The organism is Frondihabitans cladoniiphilus (assembly GCF_039544345.1).
GTDB lineage: Bacteria > Actinomycetota > Actinomycetes > Actinomycetales > Microbacteriaceae > Frondihabitans > Frondihabitans cladoniiphilus.
The window spans coordinates 155408-173515 of record NZ_BAABLM010000010.1; the positions used below are offsets into that span (position 1 = coordinate 155408).

Annotated in this window: 17 protein-coding genes; 5 read left to right on the plus strand and 12 right to left on the minus strand. The window is 70.1% G+C overall.

The window, feature by feature from the left end; genetic code table 11:
- Nucleotides 1–121: 121 nt before the first annotated feature.
- Nucleotides 122–3523, minus strand: coding sequence for a pyruvate carboxylase (locus ABEA39_RS16190; RefSeq protein ID WP_345376992.1), 3402 nt, complete (start codon nucleotides 3521–3523; stop codon nucleotides 122–124).
- Nucleotides 3524–3621: 98 nt separating this feature from the next.
- Between ABEA39_RS16190 and ABEA39_RS16195 the strand changes: the two genes are divergently transcribed.
- On the plus strand, nucleotides 3622–4431 hold the full coding sequence (locus tag ABEA39_RS16195) for a ParA family protein (protein WP_345376993.1): 810 nt from the start codon (nucleotides 3622–3624) through the stop codon (nucleotides 4429–4431).
- Between the two features lie 255 nt (nucleotides 4432–4686).
- Here the strand turns inward: ABEA39_RS16195 and ABEA39_RS16200 are convergent, their stop codons facing one another.
- The 3 genes from ABEA39_RS16200 to ABEA39_RS16210 form a co-directional block, all read right to left on the minus strand.
- On the minus strand, nucleotides 4687–5169 hold the full coding sequence (locus ABEA39_RS16200) for a MerR family transcriptional regulator (protein ID WP_345377184.1): 483 nt from the start codon (nucleotides 5167–5169) through the stop codon (nucleotides 4687–4689).
- Between the two features lie 318 nt (nucleotides 5170–5487).
- On the minus strand, nucleotides 5488–6186 hold the full coding sequence (gene ftsR, locus ABEA39_RS16205; RefSeq protein WP_345376994.1) for a transcriptional regulator FtsR: 699 nt from the start codon (nucleotides 6184–6186) through the stop codon (nucleotides 5488–5490).
- Complete coding sequence (locus tag ABEA39_RS16210; RefSeq protein ID WP_345376995.1) at nucleotides 6186–6686, minus strand: FHA domain-containing protein; 501 nt, start codon at nucleotides 6684–6686, stop codon at nucleotides 6186–6188. Before ABEA39_RS16210 ends, ftsR begins: the two co-directional genes overlap by 1 nt.
- 190 nt (nucleotides 6687–6876) lie before the next feature.
- On the opposite strand from ABEA39_RS16210, the gene ABEA39_RS16215 reads away from it, so the two are divergent.
- Nucleotides 6877–8553, plus strand: a complete 1677-nt coding sequence (locus ABEA39_RS16215) for a S1C family serine protease (protein WP_345376996.1) — start codon at nucleotides 6877–6879, stop codon at nucleotides 8551–8553.
- A gap of 238 nt (nucleotides 8554–8791) precedes the next feature.
- Here the strand turns inward: ABEA39_RS16215 and ABEA39_RS16220 are convergent, their stop codons facing one another.
- From ABEA39_RS16220 to ABEA39_RS16235, 4 genes are all read right to left on the minus strand, one after another.
- Nucleotides 8792–9700 (minus strand): NUDIX hydrolase, encoded by a 909-nt coding sequence (locus ABEA39_RS16220; RefSeq protein ID WP_345376997.1) that lies wholly within the window; start codon nucleotides 9698–9700, stop codon nucleotides 8792–8794.
- A gap of 51 nt (nucleotides 9701–9751) precedes the next feature.
- Nucleotides 9752–10141: a hypothetical protein gene (locus tag ABEA39_RS16225; RefSeq protein WP_345376998.1), complete on the minus strand. Its 390-nt coding sequence runs from the start codon at nucleotides 10139–10141 to the stop codon at nucleotides 9752–9754.
- Between the two features lie 67 nt (nucleotides 10142–10208).
- On the minus strand, nucleotides 10209–10589 hold the full coding sequence (locus ABEA39_RS16230) for a VOC family protein (RefSeq protein ID WP_345376999.1): 381 nt from the start codon (nucleotides 10587–10589) through the stop codon (nucleotides 10209–10211).
- A gap of 44 nt (nucleotides 10590–10633) precedes the next feature.
- The gene (locus ABEA39_RS16235; protein ID WP_345377000.1) at nucleotides 10634–11560 is read right to left on the minus strand and encodes a J domain-containing protein; all 927 of its coding nucleotides are present in this window, start codon (nucleotides 11558–11560) and stop codon (nucleotides 10634–10636) included.
- Nucleotides 11561–11777: 217 nt separating this feature from the next.
- On the opposite strand from ABEA39_RS16235, the gene ABEA39_RS16240 reads away from it, so the two are divergent.
- Nucleotides 11778–12923, plus strand: a complete 1146-nt coding sequence (locus ABEA39_RS16240; RefSeq protein WP_345377001.1) for a glycerol dehydrogenase — start codon at nucleotides 11778–11780, stop codon at nucleotides 12921–12923.
- 24 nt (nucleotides 12924–12947) lie between these two features.
- Nucleotides 12948–13499, plus strand: coding sequence for a hypothetical protein (locus ABEA39_RS16245; protein ID WP_345377002.1), 552 nt, complete (start codon nucleotides 12948–12950; stop codon nucleotides 13497–13499).
- 9 nt (nucleotides 13500–13508) lie between these two features.
- Here ABEA39_RS16245 and ABEA39_RS16250 read toward each other — a convergent pair whose 3' ends face one another.
- The 4 genes from ABEA39_RS16250 to ABEA39_RS16265 form a co-directional block, all read right to left on the minus strand.
- Entirely contained in the window at nucleotides 13509–15398 is a 1890-nt protein-coding gene (locus tag ABEA39_RS16250; protein ID WP_345377003.1) for a LamG domain-containing protein, read from the minus strand.
- Nucleotides 15395–15922, minus strand: a complete 528-nt coding sequence (locus ABEA39_RS16255; RefSeq protein WP_345377004.1) for a hypothetical protein — start codon at nucleotides 15920–15922, stop codon at nucleotides 15395–15397. The genes ABEA39_RS16250 and ABEA39_RS16255 overlap by 4 nt, the downstream gene beginning before the upstream one ends.
- A 22-nt stretch (nucleotides 15923–15944) precedes the next feature.
- Entirely contained in the window at nucleotides 15945–16457 is a 513-nt protein-coding gene (locus ABEA39_RS16260; protein WP_345377005.1) for a hypothetical protein, read from the minus strand.
- Between the two features lie 195 nt (nucleotides 16458–16652).
- Nucleotides 16653–17024, minus strand: coding sequence for a TIGR02611 family protein (locus tag ABEA39_RS16265; RefSeq protein WP_345377006.1), 372 nt, complete (start codon nucleotides 17022–17024; stop codon nucleotides 16653–16655).
- Between the two features lie 101 nt (nucleotides 17025–17125).
- Between ABEA39_RS16265 and ABEA39_RS16270 the strand changes: the two genes are divergently transcribed.
- Nucleotides 17126–18097 (plus strand): aldo/keto reductase, encoded by a 972-nt coding sequence (locus ABEA39_RS16270; protein ID WP_345377007.1) that lies wholly within the window; start codon nucleotides 17126–17128, stop codon nucleotides 18095–18097.
- Nucleotides 18098–18108: the final 11 nt, after the last annotated feature.

An 18108-nucleotide genomic window follows, 5' to 3' on the forward strand; every position in this document is an offset into this window, starting at 1 on the left:
GGGTCTGGGTCTCACGAATTTCGAGGAGATCGACGGAACGGGCCCCGGAGATCTCCCAAATGCGCGCGGCAAGTACCGGATCTCCTCGAAAAAAGTGGGGGCGGGGAGGGGACCAGGCCGCCTACGGGGCGACGATGACGAGCAGATCGCCGGCGTCGACCTGCTGGGTGACGGGGATCGCCAGGCGCTTCACGGTCCCGCCGACAGGGCTGGTGATCGCCGCCTCCATCTTCATGGCCTCGATCGTGGCGACGGGCGCGCCTGGTTCGACCCGATCTCCGACGGCGACCTTCAGCGTGACGACACCGGAGAACGGTGCCGCGACCTCGCCGGGCACGGTCCGATCGGCCTTCTCCGCCGACTTCGCCGAGACCTCGATGGAACGGTCCCGGATGAAGACCGGCCGCAACTGCCCGTTGATCGTGGTCATGACGGTGCGGACGCCCTTGTCGTCCGCCTCGCCGATGGCCTCGAGGCCGATGTAGAGATTGACGCCCTTCGAGACGGGCACCGTGTGCTCGACGCCCTGCTGGAGGCCGTAGAGGTAGTCGGGGGTCGCCACGACGGAGAGGTCGCCGTACGTGTCGACGACGTTCTGGTAGGCCTTCGTGGGCCCGGCGAAGAGCAGGCGGTTCAGCAGCTCTTGACGCTCGCGGCCGGGAATCTCGAGGGCGGCGGCGTCGGCCGGGTCGAGCGGCTCGACGCCGATCTTGACGTCGCGCCCGGCGAGGACCTTGCTGCGGAAGGGCTCGGGCCATCCGCCGGGCAGGTCGCCCAGCTCACCTGCCATGAAGCCGATCACGCTGTCGGGGATGTCGAACTTGCCGGGGTCGGCCTCGAACTCGGCCGGGTCGGCGTTGGCGGCGGCGAGCTGGAGGGCGAGGTCGCCCACGACCTTCGACGACGGCGTGACCTTCGTCGGCCGGCCGAGGATGCGGTTCGCCGCGGCGTACCAGTCCTCGACCTTCTCGAACTGGTCGCCGAGCCCGAGCGCGATCGCCTGCTGACGCAGGTTCGACAGCTGGCCGCCGGGGATCTCGTGCTTGTAGACGCGGCCGGTGGGGCCGGGCAGCCCCGACTCGAACGGCTTGTAGACGCGGCGGACGGCCTCCCAGTACGGCTCGAGGTCGGAGACGGCCTCGAGCGAGAGGCCCGTGTCGCGGTCGGTGTGCGCGAGAGCGGCGACGAGAGCGGACGCGGAGGGCTGCGACGTGGTGCCGGCCATCGGGGCGCTCGCGACGTCGACCGCGTCGGCACCGGCACGGCTTGCGGACAGCAGCGTGGCGAGCTGGCCGCCGGCGGTGTCGTGCGTGTGCACGTGCACCGGGAGGTCGAATCGGTCGCGAAGCGCGCCGACGAGTTTCTCGGCCGCGCCGGCACGCAGGAGCCCCGCCATGTCCTTGATGCCGATGACGTGCGCGCCGGCCTCGACGATCTGCTCGGCGAGGCGGAGGTAGTAGTCGAGCGTGTAGAGCGTCTCGTTCGGGTCGAGGAGGTCCGCCGTATAGCAGAGGGCCACCTCGGCGACGGTGGTGCCGGTCTCGAGCACCGCGTCGATGGCCGGTCGCATCTGGGACACGTCGTTCAGGGCGTCGAAGATCCGGAAGATGTCGACGCCCGTGTCGGCGGCCTCCTTGACGAAGGCGCTCGTCACCTCGGTCGGGTAGGGCGTGTACCCGACGGTGTTCCGCCCCCGGAGCAGCATCTGGATCGCGATGTTGGGCAGAGCCTCGCGGAGGGATGCCAGGCGCTTCCAGGGGTCTTCGCCGAGGAAGCGGAGCGCGACGTCGTAGGTCGCACCGCCCCAGGCCTCGACGCTCAACAGCTCGGGGGTCAGTCGGGCGACGTACGGCGCGACTGTGACGAGGTCGCGAGTGCGGACCCGAGTCGCGAGCAGCGACTGGTGCGCGTCGCGCATGGTGGTCTCGGTGACCGCCAGCCGGGTCTGGGCACGGAGGTCGGCCGCGAAGGCCACCGGGCCGAGCTCGAGGAGGCGCTGCCGCGAGCCCGCGGGCGGCGGGGTCGACAGGTCGACCTTCGGGAGCTTCAGGGCCGGGTCGATGGCGCCTTCGCCCTTGCCGTTCGGCTGGTTGACCGTGACGTCGGCGAGCCAGGTGAGGATCTTCGTGCCGCGGTCTTTCGACTTGTGGGCCTCGAACAGCTCGGGTCGCTCTTCGATAAAACTGGTGCTGAGGTCGCCTGCGGCGAACGACGGGTCGTCGAGGACGGCCTGCAGGAAGGGGATGTTCGTGGAGACGCCGCGGATGCGGAACTCCGCCAGACCGCGCTTGGCCCGCACGACCGCAGCCGGGAAGTCGCGTCCGCGGGCGGTCATCTTGGCCAGCATCGAGTCGAAGTGGGGGCTGATCTGCGTGCCCGGGTTGACCGTGCCGCCGTCGAGGCGGATGCCCGCTCCGCCCGGCGAGCGGTAGGTCGTGATCCGCCCGGTGTCGGGGCGGAAGCCGGCGTTCGGATCTTCCGTGGTGATGCGCGTCTGCAGCGCCGCCCCGCGCAGGTGGATGTCCGGCTGCTGGAGGTGCAGGTCGGCGAGGGTCTGGCCGGAGGCGATGCGCATCTGCGACAGGACGAGGTCGACGTCGGTGACCTCTTCGGTGACGGTGTGCTCGACCTGGATGCGCGGGTTCATCTCGATGAAGACGTGCTGGCCCTTGCGCTCCCCCGCGGTGTCGAGGAGGAACTCGACCGTGCCGGCGTTGACGTAGCCGATCGACTTGGCGAAGGCGATGGCGTCGCGGTACATGGCCTGACGCGTGCCCTCGTCGAGGTTCGGAGCGGGCGCGATCTCGACGACTTTCTGGTGACGACGCTGCACGGAGCAGTCGCGCTCGAACAGGTGCACGGTCTCGCCGGTCGCGTCGGCCAGGATCTGCACCTCGATGTGACGGGGGCGGACGACGGCCTGCTCGATGAACATGGTCGGGTCGCCGAACGCGCTGTCGGCCTCGCGCATGGCGGCCTCGAGAGCGGAGCGCAACTCGCCTGGGGTGTCGACCCGACGCATCCCCCGCCCGCCGCCACCGGCGACCGCCTTGGCGAAGACCGGGAACCCGATCTCGTCGGCGCCCGCGATCAACTCGTCGATGTCGCGGCTGGCCGGGGTGGACTTCAGCACAGGCACGCCGGCGGCGATCGCCATCTCTTTCGCGGTGACCTTGTTGCCGGCCATCTCGAGCACGTGCTGGCCGGGCCCGATGAACGTGATGCCGGCCGTGGCCGCGGCTTCGGCGAGCTCGGGGTTCTCGGAGAGGAACCCGTAGCCCGGGTAGATCGCGTCGGCACCCGACTCGACCGCGACACGCACGATCTCAGCAACATCGAGGTATGCGCGGACCGGGTGGCCGATCTCGCCGATCTGATACGCCTCGTCGGCCTTCAGGCGGTGCATCGAGTTGCGGTCTTCCCAGGGGTAGACGGCGACGGTGCGGGCCCCCAGCTCGAAAGCGGCACGGAACGCGCGGATCGCGATCTCTCCACGGTTGGCGACGAGGATCTTCGTGAACAAAGGGAGGGACCTTTCTCTGTGCCCCGACGTCGGGGCTGTGGCGCCGACATGCAGGCGCCTTTAGGTGCTTCAACAGTAGTGAAGGTATCGTCTTGATCGTGCATGTACTCAGCGTCAGCTCTCTCAAAGGCGGCGTCGGCAAGACGACCGTGACGCTCGGACTCACGTCGGCTGCCTTCGCCAAGGGTCTCCGTACCCTCGTCGTCGATCTCGACCCCCAGTCCGACGTCTCGACGGGCCTCGACATCAACACGGCGGGCCATCTCAACGTCGCCGACGTGCTGGCCTCCCCGAAGGAGAAGACGGTCCGCGCGGCCATCGCTCCCAGCGGGTGGACGAAGGGTCGCACCGGCAAGATCGACGTGATGATCGGCAGCCCGTCGGCCATCAACTTCGACGGCCCGCATCCCTCGATCCGCGACATCTGGAAGCTGGAAGAGGCGTTGGCCAACGTGGAGGCCGACTACGACCTCGTGCTCATCGACTGCGCCCCCTCGCTCAACGCCCTCACGCGTACCGCGTGGGCGGCTTCCGACCGAGTCACCGTGGTCACCGAACCCGGCCTGTTCAGCGTCGCCGCCGCCGACCGCGCCCTCCGCGCCATCGAGGAGATCCGCCGCGGCCTCTCGCCGCGCCTCCAGCCCCTCGGCATCATCGTCAACCGGGCTCGCGTGCAGTCGCTCGAGCACCAGTTCCGCATCAAAGAGCTTCGCGACATGTTCGGGCCGCTCGTGCTCTCGCCGCAACTGCCCGAGCGCACGTCGCTCCAGCAGGCGCAGGGTGCCGCGAAGCCGCTGCACGTCTGGCCCGGCGAGAGCGCGCAGGAGATGGCTCGCAACTTCGACCAGCTGCTCGAGCGGATCATGCGCACGGCCAAGATCGGCGACTACGCCGAGCCCGTCGCGTAGGGGCCATTTCTCCCCGCCGCTGCGCTCGGTGCGCGGCGCCGCGATACGTGTCGCGGTCTCACCGACGTGCCGCGGCACGTCTGCGTGACCGTGATCCGTTGCGCGGCGCAAATGCGGCGGACGGCACGAGCGAGCGTCCGCAACACGTATCGCGGTCTAAGCGACGTGCCGCGGCACGTCTGCGTGACCGTCATACGTCGCGCGGCAGCTAGGCCGGAGCCGTGCCGGGCGAGGACGACGCCGGAGGGCGCCGCGTCAGGAGGCTCGGGTGCGGCGGGCGGCGAGTTCGTCGGCCGGATCGACGGCCGGCGTGGAGTCGAGCTCGACGAGGCTGTGCTCGACCTCGCGGAGCACCTTGCCCACGGCGATGCCGAAGACGCCTTGGCCGCGCGAGACGAGGTCGATGACCTCGTCGTTGGAGGTGCAGAGGTACACAGAGGCACCGTCGCTCATGAGCGTCGTCTGGGCGAGATCGCTCACACCCGACTCGCGAAGCTGATTGACGGCGGTGCGGATCTGCTGGAGCGAGATGCCGGTGTCGAGGAGCCGCTTGACGAGCTTCAGGACCAGGATGTCGCGGAAGCCGTACAGTCGCTGCGATCCCGAGCCGGCGGCACCCCGGACGGTCGGCTCGACCAGGCCGGTGCGCGCCCAGTAGTCGAGTTGGCGGTAGCTGATGCCGGCGGCGCGGGCGGCTGCGGTGCCGCGGTAGCCGTGGTCGTCTTCGAGCTCGACCATGCCGTCGGTGAACAGGACGTCCTGGCCGTAGGCCGACGGGGATCCCGACGACTGAGCGAGGCGAGCCTTGATCTCGTCGGTGCCGAGCCCGTCATCGAGGGATCCCTCGGGAGAACCTGTCTCGCTCATCGACTGCCTTCCACTGCTGAGTTTGGTGTCGTACGACCGGCCAAACTTTCAAGTCTGGGTTGATGGTTGTACCGGGGTCAACGGTACCCACAACCCCGGTGCCGGACGACGACATTCGTCTTCGCCGTGCGGCGTGTCGAGAAGATTGCTCGACGACCCCCCGAGTCTAGGCCCCGAGGCGGTCGCGCCCTAGGAGTCGAGACGCCCCAGCGCCTGGCGGATGAGGCTCGTGCGCACGATCTCGAGCTGCTCGGCGATCTCCCGCGCGAGCTCGGCGACGCGGGCCTTGCCGGCCGCATCGCGACGCCGCGCAGTCGTGCCGACAGCGCTCTCGATGAGGCCGAATTCACGCTCGGCCGCCGCACGGAACGCCCGGAGGTGCCGCGGTTCGATGCCCGACTTGGCCAACTCGGCCAGGGCGGAGACCACCTGCACGTTCTCATCGCCGTAGAACTCGGAAGCGGGAACGAGGGATGCACCGATCGCGTCGTCGAGGAGGGCGCCGGTCGCGCCCGACTCGGCCAGCAGGTCCTCGCGCCCCACCCGGCGCGCGCCCGTCAGCATCGACGCCGGAGCGGCCCCTGTGGGCAGCGTCGACGGCCGACCGGCGTCGAGGTCGTCCAAGTGCTGACGGATGACCTTGAGCGGCAGGTAGTGGTCACGCTGCAGCGCGAGGATGAAGCGGAGACGCTCGACGTCGGCGGCGGAGAACTTGCGGTAGCCCGATTCGGTGCGGACAGGAGTGACGAGCTGCCGCTCTTCGAGGAAGCGGAGCTTCGAGTTGCTGAGGTCGGGGAACTCGGGCTTGAGGCGAGCCAGGACCTGGCCGATGGTCAACAGGTCGGGACCACCCGGGGCATGGGACGCCCGGGCCAGTGCGCGGGGCACTACTTGATCGCCAGGTTCGCGAGATCGACTCGAGATGCGTAGAAGGTGAGACGGAACTTGCCGACCTGGACCTCGGCGCCATCGCTGAGAAGGGCTTCGTCGATGCGGACACCGTCGAAGTACGTGCCGTTCAAGGACCCGAGGTCCTTGACGCTGAACGTGGTGCCGTGCCGGTGGAACTCGGCGTGCTTGCGGCTGACCGTGACGTCGTCGAGGAAGATGCCGGCGTCGGGGTGGCGCCCGGCGACCGTCACGTCGGCGTCGAGGAGGAAGCGAGCGCCGATGTTGGGGCCGCGACGGACCACCAGGAGTGCGGACCCGGACGGGAGCGCGGAGACGGCCTCGCGTTCGTCGGTGGAGACCCCGCCTTCGAGGGCGGCGAGCTGCGCCTGGAACTCCTCGTTGAAGCTGAGGGTGGTGTCGACCTGCGACGGGGTGCTCTGCGTGCCTGGTTCGGCGTCGCCGGGCCGTCGGGCGAATGGGTTGGCGGGCTCTGCCATCGTGGACCTCCTGTGACGGTCAAGCGTAGCGGAATCGTTACCGTGTCCGAAGACCGATTCCGTGCATCCCCCGTTTCAAGCGTGCTCTTTCGGTCTTCACCACAGGCGCTCAGAAGCGTCATAGGGTTTTCCATGGGTCGGGCCGTTGGATGGTCTCAAGTCACCACCCCACAGCCCCAGGAAGGCCATCATGAACGACAGCCACAACGCCGACCACGGCGCGACTGGAACCCCGGAGCCGGAGAACGAGAACGGTCAGGAGCGCACGACGACGCCGTCGACCGCAGCCGACGGCACGCCGACCGAGAACCTCTCCGAGACCCGCACCCCCGCCGACACGGCGCCGATCGACGGCCACGAGCCGACCACCGAGCAGCCCACGGCCCACACCCTTCCGTACCGCACCGGCCCCACCCCCGCCCACTTCGTGAACCAGGCGTACGACGCAGCGGGCCGCCCCATCGCCGATCCCTACGCGACCATGGGCGCCGACGGGTACGCCGGTCAGAACGCGACGCCGCAGGCGCCCTACGGGCAGCAGGGCTACGGCCAGGCGCCCTACGGCCAGCAGCCCGGCCAGCCCGGGCAGCAGCCGCAGTACGGCCCGAACAACGGCCAGTACCTCTTCGGCCAGGTGCCGCCGGCCTTCAAGAAGGAGCGTCGTCACTTCAAGCCGTGGATGATCGTCACCGGCGCGGCCGTCGCGACCGTCATCGTCGCCGGTGCCGCCGGCGGGGCGGCGTTCGCCATCGGCCACACCACCGGCGAGCAGGCCGCCTCGGCCGCCGCGAACCAGCAGAAGCTGACGCTGCCGGGTGGCAGTGGATCCTCCGGAACCCAGACCAGCCCCTTCGGTAGCGGCGGATCCTCGCTCTACGGCAGCGGCGGCGACTCCTCGGGCAGCGGTTCGAGCGACAGCGGCACGGGCACCGTCCCGACCGCCGCCACCGCAGCCACCGCCGCCGAGAAGGTGGGCCTCGTCACGATCGTCTCGACGCTCAACTACGACGAGTCCACCAAGTCCGCCGGTACGGGCATGATCATGACCGCGAACGGCGAGATCCTCACGAATAACCACGTCGTCCAGGGCGCCACGAGCATCCAGGTCACCGTCGTCTCGACCGGAAAGACGTACACCGCGGACGTGGTGGGCACCGACGCGACCAACGACGTCGCCGTGCTGAAGTTGCAGGACGCCTCGGGCCTCACCCCCGTCACGTTCGGAAAGAACGCCACGGTCGCGGCCGGCGACGCCATCCACTCCACCGGCAACGCCGAAGGCACCGGCAGCCTCGTCACCGCGACCGGCACCGTCGTCGCCACCAAGCAGTCCATCCAGGTGCAGAGCGAGTCCGGCACCGGCACCGAGTCGCTGTCGAACCTGATCGAGATCAGCGCCGACGTCGTCTCCGGCGACTCCGGCGGGCCCCTCCGCAACGCCAGCGGGCAGGTCATCGGCATCGTCACCGCCGCGTCGTCCGGCACCTCCGCCGTGACCGGCTACGCGATCCCGATCTCGGGTGCGCTGACCATCGCCGACAGCATCCTGGCCGGCAAATCGTCCTCCACCATCGTGATCGGTCTCCCCGCCTTCCTCGGCGCCGAGATCGCCTCGACCTCGACGGGCACCACCGGCTCCGGTGTCACGATCGCCGGCACCGTCACGGGCAGCGCCGCCGCCAAGGCCGGTCTGACCGCGGGCGACACCATCACGGCGGTCGGCGGAACGGCCACGCCCGACTCGACGACCCTCACCCAGGTGATCCAGTCGCACAAGGTCGGCGACAGCGTCGTGGTCACGTACACCGACGCCTCGGGTGCCACGCAGAACGTCACTGTGACGCTCGGGTCGGGCCCCGCCGCCTGATCCCCCGCGTCTCAGTCGAACCGCCGTCTTCCCTCGGGGAGGCGGCGGTTCGTCGTTTCCGTGCGGGCGGGCGGTGCGGTCCGGTCGCGAGGCCCGCCGCACAATTTCGAGGAGATCGGATCGGTCGGGGCGCGGTTCCGCGGAACCGGGGACGCTCGCGCGGGAATCTCCTCGCAATTACGAGGAAGGGGGCCGAAGGCGGGGCGGGAGAGGCGGGGGCGGCAGCCGGAACGAAGAGCTAGGGCAGGAGGGCGAGCAGGATGCCCGGCCCGACCACCGAGGCACCGAGCGCAGCCACCCGTGCCGCCAGCTCGCGGTCGGCCGTGACCACCACGACCCGAGGTGCCGCCGCGGCGGGGCCGGACTCGGGGGCGAGCAGACCCTGCACGGCGGCGACCACTGCGGAGTCGCCGTCGGTCGGCGCACGAAGCAGCTCGACGAGGGAGCCGGGACGGGGATCCCCCACGCTCTTCGCCTCGCCTTCGACGACGAGCGTCACATCGGGGAACCAGGCGTCGACCGCTCCGGCCAGAGCGGGCTCGACCGCGACGAGCGCCGAGGCCGGCACGCCGTTGGCCGCCAGGACCTCCAGCGCACCGAGGAGACGACCGGCGGCGCCGGCACGGTCGCGCCACCAGCCGTCGGGACGCGAGCCGACGACGTTGGCGCCGTCGACGACGAGGTGGAGCGGGTGACGGAGAGTCTCGGCGAGGCGGGGCCAGGAGGCGGCGAATCCGGGGTGCAGGGGCAGCGATTCGACGTCGGCCAGCGGTACCCAGGCGAGGTCCTCGCTCTCGCCGTCGGAGATGACCGGGTCGAACGAGCGCGTGGCGCGGGCGACGACCGTCGTGTACGACCAGAAGCCGAGATCGACGGCGGAGGTGAAGAGGAGACGGAGGGCGTCGCGCGGCACGGCCGCCTCTTCGGCGGACTCGCGGAGGGCCCCCTCGACGGCGGACTCGTCGAACTGGCGCGCACCGCCGGGCACACCCCAGGTGCCGCCGTGGTGACTCCAGCCGACCCGGTGCTGCAGGAGCACGCGTTCGTCGGCGTCGACCACCACGAGGCCGGCCGCGCCGTTCTTGCCCCAGTATTTCTGGCCGTCGGGCGCAACGACCCAGCCGTCGGCGGGTCCGTGGATGCTCACGGGTCGAGCTTGCCACGTCCGGCCGGGCGAACGCACCACGACTCGGTCGGCTCAGGCGTAGAGCGGCCGGATCAGCAGGTTGAAGAGGATGCCCGCCACACCGAACGCCGCGAAGCCGATGCCCCAGAGCGAGCGGCGCCGACCGTAGCGACCGAGGTCTCGTCGATCGAGCGCACGGGCTTGGCGCAGGCCGAACACGCAGAGCACGACCGCGACGACGGAGGGTACCGCGGCGAAGTCGACGAAGAGGGCGAGTACACCGACGGCGAGACCGAGGTTGGCCCAGCGGTTGACGAGCTCGGGGTTCTTCGGAGGCCGGGCCGGAGACAGACCGGGGTCGTCACGAGCCGAGTGGCCGCCGGATGCGCGGAGCATCGTCCGACGGAGCTTCTCCGCCCGGAGCGACATCGCCGTGACCTCACGGGGTCGCTCGTCGCTCATCGAGCCCTGCCTGCTTTTCGCACCCGACAAGGATACGTGCCCGGCGCCCGAGGACGACCGGGAGCCGTCACTCCTCCAGGATCGAGAGGATGTTGCCCGACGGGTCGAGGAACCAGGCGATGTTCGGGCCCATTCCGACCGACTTGCCGCGGAGGATCCCCCGCTCGTCGGCGTACCCGCCGTAGTTCTCGAGGGGGATGCCCGCCGCCTCGAGCTCGGCGACCGCCGCGTCGATCTCCGGCACCACCAGGTTGAGCACCGTGAACGTCGCCGGGACGTGATCGTCCTTGGGGTAGAGGAGCACGGGGGCGCCTCCCGGGAGGGTGATCGACAGATTGCCCATCTGGCCGTCGGAGACGTCCAGCCCGAGCTGGGAGCCGTAGAACGTGCGGGCGACCTCGATGTCGCCGACGCTGTAGCCGCTGAAGGCGGAGGTGGTGGTGATCATGCGACAGGTCTAACGGCTCTCCGCCGCCGCGTCCAGGGGGTGCGTCAGACGAATTCGACCTCGTGGGTCAGCCGGGAGCGGATCTCGAACACGTCGACGCTCGAGGTGCGCTCCCCGCCGGTCAGGCCGCCGCGAAGGACGTGCGCCAGCACCGAGCGCCGAACGAGGAAGGCGGAGTTGCGGCGCCCGAGGCTGACGGGCTCGACCGGGTCGACGAGATCGTCGTCGGGCACCACGATCAACTGGGCGACGAACGGCACCCGCGTGCGCTTGGTGAATGCCCGTGCGCTCCGGGCGAGGGCCCGGACCGGCTGCTCGTCGACGGCGACGCCCTCGCCGACGATCTCGCCCCGGCTGGCCGTGACGGTGCCGCCCCAGTCGTCGGAGCGGATCGCGTAGAGCCCGGTGGGAGCCAGCACGACGTGGTCGATCTTCTCCTCGGCACCTGCGGCGACGTCGCTCCAGATGGTGTAGCCGATGCCGAGCTCGGTGATCGTGGTCGCCGTCGCCTCCTCGGCGAGCGCCTTGGCGAGACAGCGCCGGATCTCGCCGGGGGCGCTCCGGACGAGGACGGGATCGTACGGGTCGTCGATCTCTTCGCCGCGGCCGACCCATTCGCGGAGCAGGGTGAGGTAGAGCTCGCGCGCGCGGCCTCCGGGGTGGCCGTAGGCGCGGGCGCGGGGCCTCGACTGCTGGGTCGGGCGGGGAGCGGCGGGGGCCCAGCTCGACGTGGGGGCTGCGGGCTGGGAGGTGCGGGTGGCCTGTCCGCGGTCGAACGCCGCTCGGTCTTCGGCTGTGCCGATGCGTTCCCAGGCGAGTTGAACGCGGCGGAAGCGTTCGGGGCTGCCGCCGAGGTCGGGGTGGGTCTCGCGGGCGAGCTTCCGGTAGGCGCGTCGGAGCTCTTCCTGCGAGGCGGCAGCGCTGACCCCGAGCACCTCGTAGGGGGTGGCGGACGCGGGGCTGTCGGTCATCTGGCGACCGACGTTACCGGGCCGAGCCTGGGAACGGCAGGACGGGACCGGCGTGGTTGCGGGGAGCCGTGCATCCCCCGTTCTCGCACCTCTCTCGCCATCTGAGAGAGCGCTGCCTCCGGGTCCGCCCGGCGCACTACGCTGACCCCGTGGGTCGCCAAAACCTACCTCTGGTCGACTTCTCGGCCGGACGCTCACTCACAGGAAGAACCTCACCATGAGCACACCCATCCGCACGGTCATCAGCCCTGGTCGCTACGTCCAGGGCAAGGGTGCAATGACGCACCTCGGCGGCTACGTCAAGCAGATCGGCACCACCGCACTCCTCGTCGCGGACGACTTCGTCTGGGGCGTCGTCGGCGATCAGGTCGCCTCCGATTTCGGAGAGAACGGCATCTCGTTCGAACGGGTCGGCTTCGGCCGGTTCGCCACCCCGGCGGCCGTCGACGCGCTGGTCGAGAAGATCACGGCCGGCGGAGTGGACGTCATCGTCGGACTCGGCGGCGGCAGCGCCATCGATGCGGCGAAGTCGGCCGGACACCTCGCGGGCATCCGCTGGGTCAGCGTGCCGACGGTGGCGTCCACCGACGCCCCCACCAGCGCCCTGGCGGTCATCTACACGGAGGAGGGCGAGTTCATCGAATACCGCTTCTTCCCGCACAACCCCGACCTCGTGCTGATCGACTCGCAGTTGGTCGCCAACGCGCCGGTCGCGTTCCTCGTCGCCGGGATCGGCGACGCCCTCGCCACCTGGCTCGAGGCCCGCGCGACGTCGCGCTCGAACTCGCTGACGATGGCCGGCGGGCAGCCGACGCAGACGGGTACCGCGCTCGCCAAGCTCTCGTGGGACATCATCCACGAGAACGCGTTCTCGGCCCTCGACGCCGTCCGAGACCACCTCGTCACGCCGGCTCTAGAGAACCTCATCGAGGCGAACACGCTCCTCTCCGGCCTCGGCTTCGAATCGGGTGGACTCGCGGCGGCGCACGCCATCCACAACGGCCTGACCGCCGCCCCGCAGACGCACGGTCTCGCGCACGGCCAGAAGGTCAACATCGGCTCCATCGCACAGCTCGTGCTGGAGGGCGCTCCTCGCGAGGAGATCGAGGACTTCGTCGTCTTCACGACCAAGGTCGGCCTGCCGAACACCCTGACCGAGATCGGGCTGTCGATCGACGACGACGCCGAGCTCCGCGCCGTGGCCGAGGCCGCGTGCCTGCCGAGCGACACGATCCACAACATGCCGTTCGAGGTCACCCCCGAGCTCGTCGTCGACGCGCTCAAGGCGATCGAGCGTCTGTCGCGGTCGATCCGCGCCGAGAAGGGTCTCGCGGAGCCGGTCCTGTACCACGCCCCGCACTGATCCACGGGCCGTTACGCTGGCCGGGTGACTGACGACGACCTCACTCCCCCGGCCAAGCGCAACGTCAAGAACCTCACTGCGTTCCTGGCCGACCTCGAGGCCGGCGACGCCGTCGTCGCCACGCTCGCGACCGACCGCTACGGCGTGTTCGCGCTTCGCGGCACGGCCGTCTGGTCGCAGGTCCTGGGCTCGTTCACGATCGGCGGCCATCCCCTCGACTCGAACAAGAAGCCGCAGAAGGCGCTGCAACTCCTGCGCACCTTCCACTCCGCAGAACGCGAAGAAGCGGGGGATGCACCCGCCGCCACTCCGTCGGACGCCGCCTCCCTCACCCACGGCGACCTCGTCCGCGTCGTCTTCGCCGAAGAGGCCTACGGCGAGTTCGACGTCCGCGGGGTCGCTGTCCGCAGCGCCGTCGACGACAGCCTCCTGGTGGGCGGCTGGATCGCGTCCACCGCCGGCGTGACCGCTCCGCGCGTCCGCAGCCTGACGGTCGTGGCCGAGGCCGGTTCGCACGAGCTCGGCGTGCCCCGCGAGATCAGCTCCTGGGGGAACGAGGCCGCCGCCGACGTCTGATCCACCGGGTCAGGGCGAACCCGCCTGGTAGTGGCTCAGCACCTGCGCGGGAGTGAGGGCGCTCGTGTACAGCGCGATGTCGTCGAGCGAGCCCCGGTAGTAGTTGCCCTTGTCGTTGGCGAGGCGCCCGAAGTCGATCTCGGTCGGGCTGGTGAGCGACTGGGTGCCGCCGGTCGCCGTGGCCACCTGTGCTCCGTCGACGAAGAGGACGATGCTCCCCGTCGACCGGGTCCGGGTCATGACGACGTGATGCCAGACTCCGTCGTTGTACGAGTTCGGCGAGATGGCGGAGACGTCCGGCGTGCCGGTGCCCACCGCGACGCGACCGTCCGAGAAGAGGCCCGTGCCGAAGTCGTTGTTGGTGCCGGACACGTCGGCGTCGACCAGACCGGCGCCGTTGAACCAGTTGGTGCCGGAGGCGAGCCCCTGGGTGGATTTGAACCAGAACTCGATCGAGAAGTCGTCGGAGATCTGCCGGGTGACGTGTCCGTAGTCGTCGACGCCGTCGAACGTGACGGCGGTCGAGGGGTCGCCGGCGTGGGCTCCGGGAGTCCCGAGAGTCGGAGATCCGACGTAGGTGCCGGGGTTCGCGGGCGTCTGGGAGTCGGCGATGGTGGTCGCGGTCCCCGTCTCGGAGAGGCGGTAGAAGCTGAGGAGGCCGGGTGTCGCCTGGACCGTCGATGCGTAGCCGGGCACCTTCACGACGCTCGCGCTGGTCGCCGTGGCCGAGTTGCCGACGCGGTCGGCGACCACGTAGCGGAACTGGTAGCAGGAGCCGGGGGCCACGGTCGCGCTGGTGGTGGTCGCCGGGTTGGTGGCAATCGTGGCGAACGCGCTGTATGTGCCGCACGTGCTGTTGTCGGGACCGAGCGACGCCGCCGCACTCTGCAAGACACTCGCGGTCGGGTTCACTCCCGACTCGGCATCGGAGGGGGCGCCGAGGGTGATCGGGACCGTCTTGCCGTACCCGGTGCCATTCGCGTAGCTGATCGAGGCACCGGTCGGAGCCGTGACGTCGGGGCGGAAGTCGATGGTGGTCGGGGTCCGATTGCCGGCGACGTCACCCCCTTCGATGCCCACGCCGAACGACTGGGAGGCCGTGCCGGCGGGGACGGCCGCCCAGCTGAAGACCGAGGAGACGTAGGGGCCGCCCGTGGGCATGTACACCGAGTCGGCCGTGTGCTGCCACTGACTCTGGGAGGGGAGCGCGCCCGTGTTGCTGCCGCCCGGCCCGGATCCGGAGTCGGTGACCGCGTTCGAGACGTTGAAGGATCCGGCCGAAGTGCCCTGGTACCACAGCGTGGTGCCGGTGAGGATCGCTCCACCGGTGACGTTGACGATGCTCAGGTGGTTGACGGGAGGCGTGGTGTCGACCCGCACGGCCGTGCTCTTCGGCCCCTCGGTGCCGACCCAGTTCTGGTAGCGGGGCGTCACCGTGTAGGACCACGACCCGTCGGGAACCCCGGTCTCCGTGCAACTGGTCGCCGCCACGGTCCCGGCGCAGGAGGCGAGCGGGGTCTGCGCCACCCCGTTCGAGTCGTATCGGACGACGGTGTAGCCGGTGGCCGCGCTGCCGGTGGAGGCGGTGGCGGCCGACCAGCTCACGCTGATCGAGGCCTGCGACACGGTGGCGGTGGGAGCAACACCGCGTCCGACCGTCGCTGTCGTGGCGCTGCCCGAACCGGTTCCCGTCGAGACGGCGCTCCAGAAGGCTGCAGCAGGGCTGGCGACGAGCGCCGCGCCGACGAGGACTCCGACGACGGCCACGACGGCCGTCCGCACTCGCCAGGGAGCCTGGGCGGCAGGTCTGGCCGGTGGCGCGACGGCGACCCAGGTCGATCGACGCACGGGTCCGCGTCGTCGATCGAGCGAGGGGCGACGGTGCCCGGCGCGGATCATTGGGACGCCTTCAGGTAGACGGTGATCGAGGCGCCCTGGCAGGCGGCGGCAGCAGCCGTCGTCATGGTCACCGACGCCGGAATCGTGATGGTGACGGAGGACGACGCCCCGACGTCCCAGCCGGATCCGCCATGGGTCTGGTTCGGGAAGGCCAGGACGGAGGTGTCGCAGCCGCTGTGTGCCGCGTCCACGGCGAAGCCGTTGGTTCCGTGAGAGGTGTCGACCACGAGGGCGACGACGTGGGCTCGAGTCGTCGCCGTATTCGCCGCCACCGTGGTCACCGTGCCGGAGCCGCCGGGGAGCAGGTCGCCCCCGCCGGCGCCCGGGGAGAGCGTCACCGCGGAGGTCACGGCCGACGTCGCCGCTCCGGACCCGGCGCCGGTCTGGGTCCAGAAACCGAACGCGGCCGGGCCGACGAGCAGAGCGCCGGCGCCGATGGCCACGACCGCAGCGACCGCCGCGCCGAGCGCGCCGCGGCGCAGCGCGGACGGCGCTCGGCGGGCTCGGCGGCGGGAGTGCTTCATCGGTCTGGGGTCGGTAGGAGGGTCAGTTGGACGTGTAGGCGATGCTCAGCGTGGTGCCCTTGCAGGCGTCCTGGTTGGTCGCCTTGTCGTTGAACGCGACCGTGGCGCCGGTCCAAGCGCCCTTCGAGCTCCCCGAAGGCACCTCGGCCTTGACTGCCATCGTGCCGCCGGCGACGGTGAAGTCCGTGGAGTCGCATCCCGTGGCGACGGCGCCTTGCGCGTTGAGCACCGTGATCGTCCCGACCACGACGTTCGTGACGTAGACCGGGCCCGAGTTGGGGTTGGAGAACGTTCCGGAAAGCGTCTGAGCCGCCGCTCCCGGGCCCATTCCGGAGACGGAGCTGGTCTGGTTCACGGTGAGGGTGGATGCCGGGTTGCCCGTCGCTGCGGAGCCGGTACCGGTCCCGGTGATCGACCAGAACGCGTAGGCGCCGGTACCGCCGCCGACCAGGAGCAGGGCGAGAGCCGCGATGACGATGAAGGGTTTGCGCGAGCGCTTCGGGCGCGTCGTCGCTGCGTGACTTGCAGTGGACATGGGTGTGCCTCTTCGGGTGGGTGTGATCAGGGAGGTCACGGGACGACGTCCTGTTTTCCCCTGAACGCCATCCGTGGCACTTCCGAGGCTACGAACCCCGACGCGTTTCAGGAATGCTCATGAGCGATCTTCACCCGATTTGGGGGTACGCCCCGCGGTCGGCCGGACGGCGGACGAGCACCGAGGAAGACCTGGTCAACGCGCGTTCAGCCGCTGCTGACGCTTGGCGACGCGAGCGGCCCGCTTTCCGCGGATCCAGGCCCAGATCGCGTGCAGTCTCCGCTGCACCCACATGTTGAGCCGATGCGCCGCCGGGAACTCGGTGCCGAGGATGGCGAGCCCGAGGAACACGACGAGCCAGCCGGGCCCGGGCAGCGGGATCATGATGATCCCGACGATGATCACGAGGAACCCGAAGACCCCGATCACCACCTTGTAGGCCGTGCGGAGCCGAGGGTAGAGGTTCAATCGCGCCCGGAAGAGCCGGGCTCGCTTCGCCACACGGGTGTTCCGGAGGCGGTGGTGGACGACCGGGACGTGCGCCTGAGGCTCCGATTCGGTCGTCATGCGTCGATCGTACGCACGACACATGCACGGAGGCGCCACGGAGTGTGGCAGCTTCCTGTACGCGATGGACATGCCCGCTGGGAGGGGTCTAGGCAGGAAGCATGGACTATACGCATCTGGGCCGTACCGGCCTCTCCGTCTCCCGCGCGATCCTCGGCACGATGAACTTCGGTCCGCAGACGACCGAGGAGGACTCGCACGCGATCATGGACAAGGCCCACGAGTCGGGCATCAACTTCTTCGACACGGCCAACGTGTACGGACAGGACAAGGGCAAGGGCGCCACCGAGGAGATCGTCGGCCGGTGGTTCGCCAAGGGCGGCGGACGCCGCGAGAAGACCGTGCTCGCCACGAAGTTGTACGGCGACATGGGCGACTGGCCGAACGAGGGCAAGCTCTCGGCCCTCAACATCCGTCGGGCCCTCGACGCGAGCCTCACGCGCCTGCAGACCGACCACATCGACCTCTACCAGTTCCACCACGTCGACCGGGCCACCCCCTGGGAGGAGATCTGGCAGGCGATGGAGGTCGCCGTCGCCCAGGGCAAGATCCTCTACACGGGCTCCAGCAACTTCGCCGGCTGGCACATCGCTCAGGCGCAGGAGGCCGCGAAGCAGCGGCACTTCGTCGGCCTGGTGAGCGAGCAGTCGATCTACAACCTGCTGCAGCGCGAGATCGAGCTCGAGGTGCTTCCGGCCGCGCAGCACTACGGCCTCGGCGTCATCCCGTGGTCGCCCCTCCAGGGCGGACTCCTCGGCGGGATCATCGACAAGACCGAGTCGGGCAGCCGCCGACTCGACGACCGCCACAAGAGCTTCATCGAGACGCACCACGACCAGCTCGCCTCCTACGAAGCCTTCGCCAAGGAGCTCGGCCACACCCCGGGCGAGGTCGCTCTCGCCTGGCTCCTGCACCAGCCGGGCGTCACCGGGCCGATCACGGGCCCGCGCACGATGGAGCAGCTCGACTCGGCCGTCGCGGCCGTCGACGTGAAGCTCGACTCCAGCGCGCTCGCCAAGCTCGACGAGTTGTTCCCCGGCCACAAGACGGCGCCGGAGGACTACGCGTGGTGAGCCGCGCATCC

Excerpts from the sequence above, each read along its gene's own strand:
- ABEA39_RS16200 (WP_345377184.1), bottom strand. The coding sequence starts at position 5,169 with ATGGTCGAGCTCGAAGACGACCACGGCTACCGCGGCACCGCAGCCGCC.
- ABEA39_RS16210 (WP_345376995.1), bottom strand. The coding sequence starts at position 6,686 with ATGGCAGAGCCCGCCAACCCATTCGCCCGACGGCCCGGCGACGCCGAA.
- ABEA39_RS16215 (WP_345376996.1), top strand. The coding sequence starts at position 6,877 with ATGAACGACAGCCACAACGCCGACCACGGCGCGACTGGAACCCCGGAG.
- ABEA39_RS16225 (WP_345376998.1), bottom strand. The coding sequence starts at position 10,141 with ATGAGCGACGAGCGACCCCGTGAGGTCACGGCGATGTCGCTCCGGGCG.
- ABEA39_RS16230 (WP_345376999.1), bottom strand. The coding sequence starts at position 10,589 with ATGATCACCACCACCTCCGCCTTCAGCGGCTACAGCGTCGGCGACATC.
- ABEA39_RS16235 (WP_345377000.1), bottom strand. The coding sequence starts at position 11,560 with ATGACCGACAGCCCCGCGTCCGCCACCCCCTACGAGGTGCTCGGGGTC.
- ABEA39_RS16240 (WP_345377001.1), top strand. The coding sequence starts at position 11,778 with ATGAGCACACCCATCCGCACGGTCATCAGCCCTGGTCGCTACGTCCAG.
- ABEA39_RS16250 (WP_345377003.1), bottom strand. The coding sequence starts at position 15,398 with ATGATCCGCGCCGGGCACCGTCGCCCCTCGCTCGATCGACGACGCGGA.
- ABEA39_RS16255 (WP_345377004.1), bottom strand. The coding sequence starts at position 15,922 with ATGAAGCACTCCCGCCGCCGAGCCCGCCGAGCGCCGTCCGCGCTGCGC.
- ABEA39_RS16260 (WP_345377005.1), bottom strand. The coding sequence starts at position 16,457 with ATGTCCACTGCAAGTCACGCAGCGACGACGCGCCCGAAGCGCTCGCGC.
- ABEA39_RS16265 (WP_345377006.1), bottom strand. The coding sequence starts at position 17,024 with ATGACGACCGAATCGGAGCCTCAGGCGCACGTCCCGGTCGTCCACCAC.
- ABEA39_RS16270 (WP_345377007.1), top strand. The coding sequence starts at position 17,126 with ATGGACTATACGCATCTGGGCCGTACCGGCCTCTCCGTCTCCCGCGCG.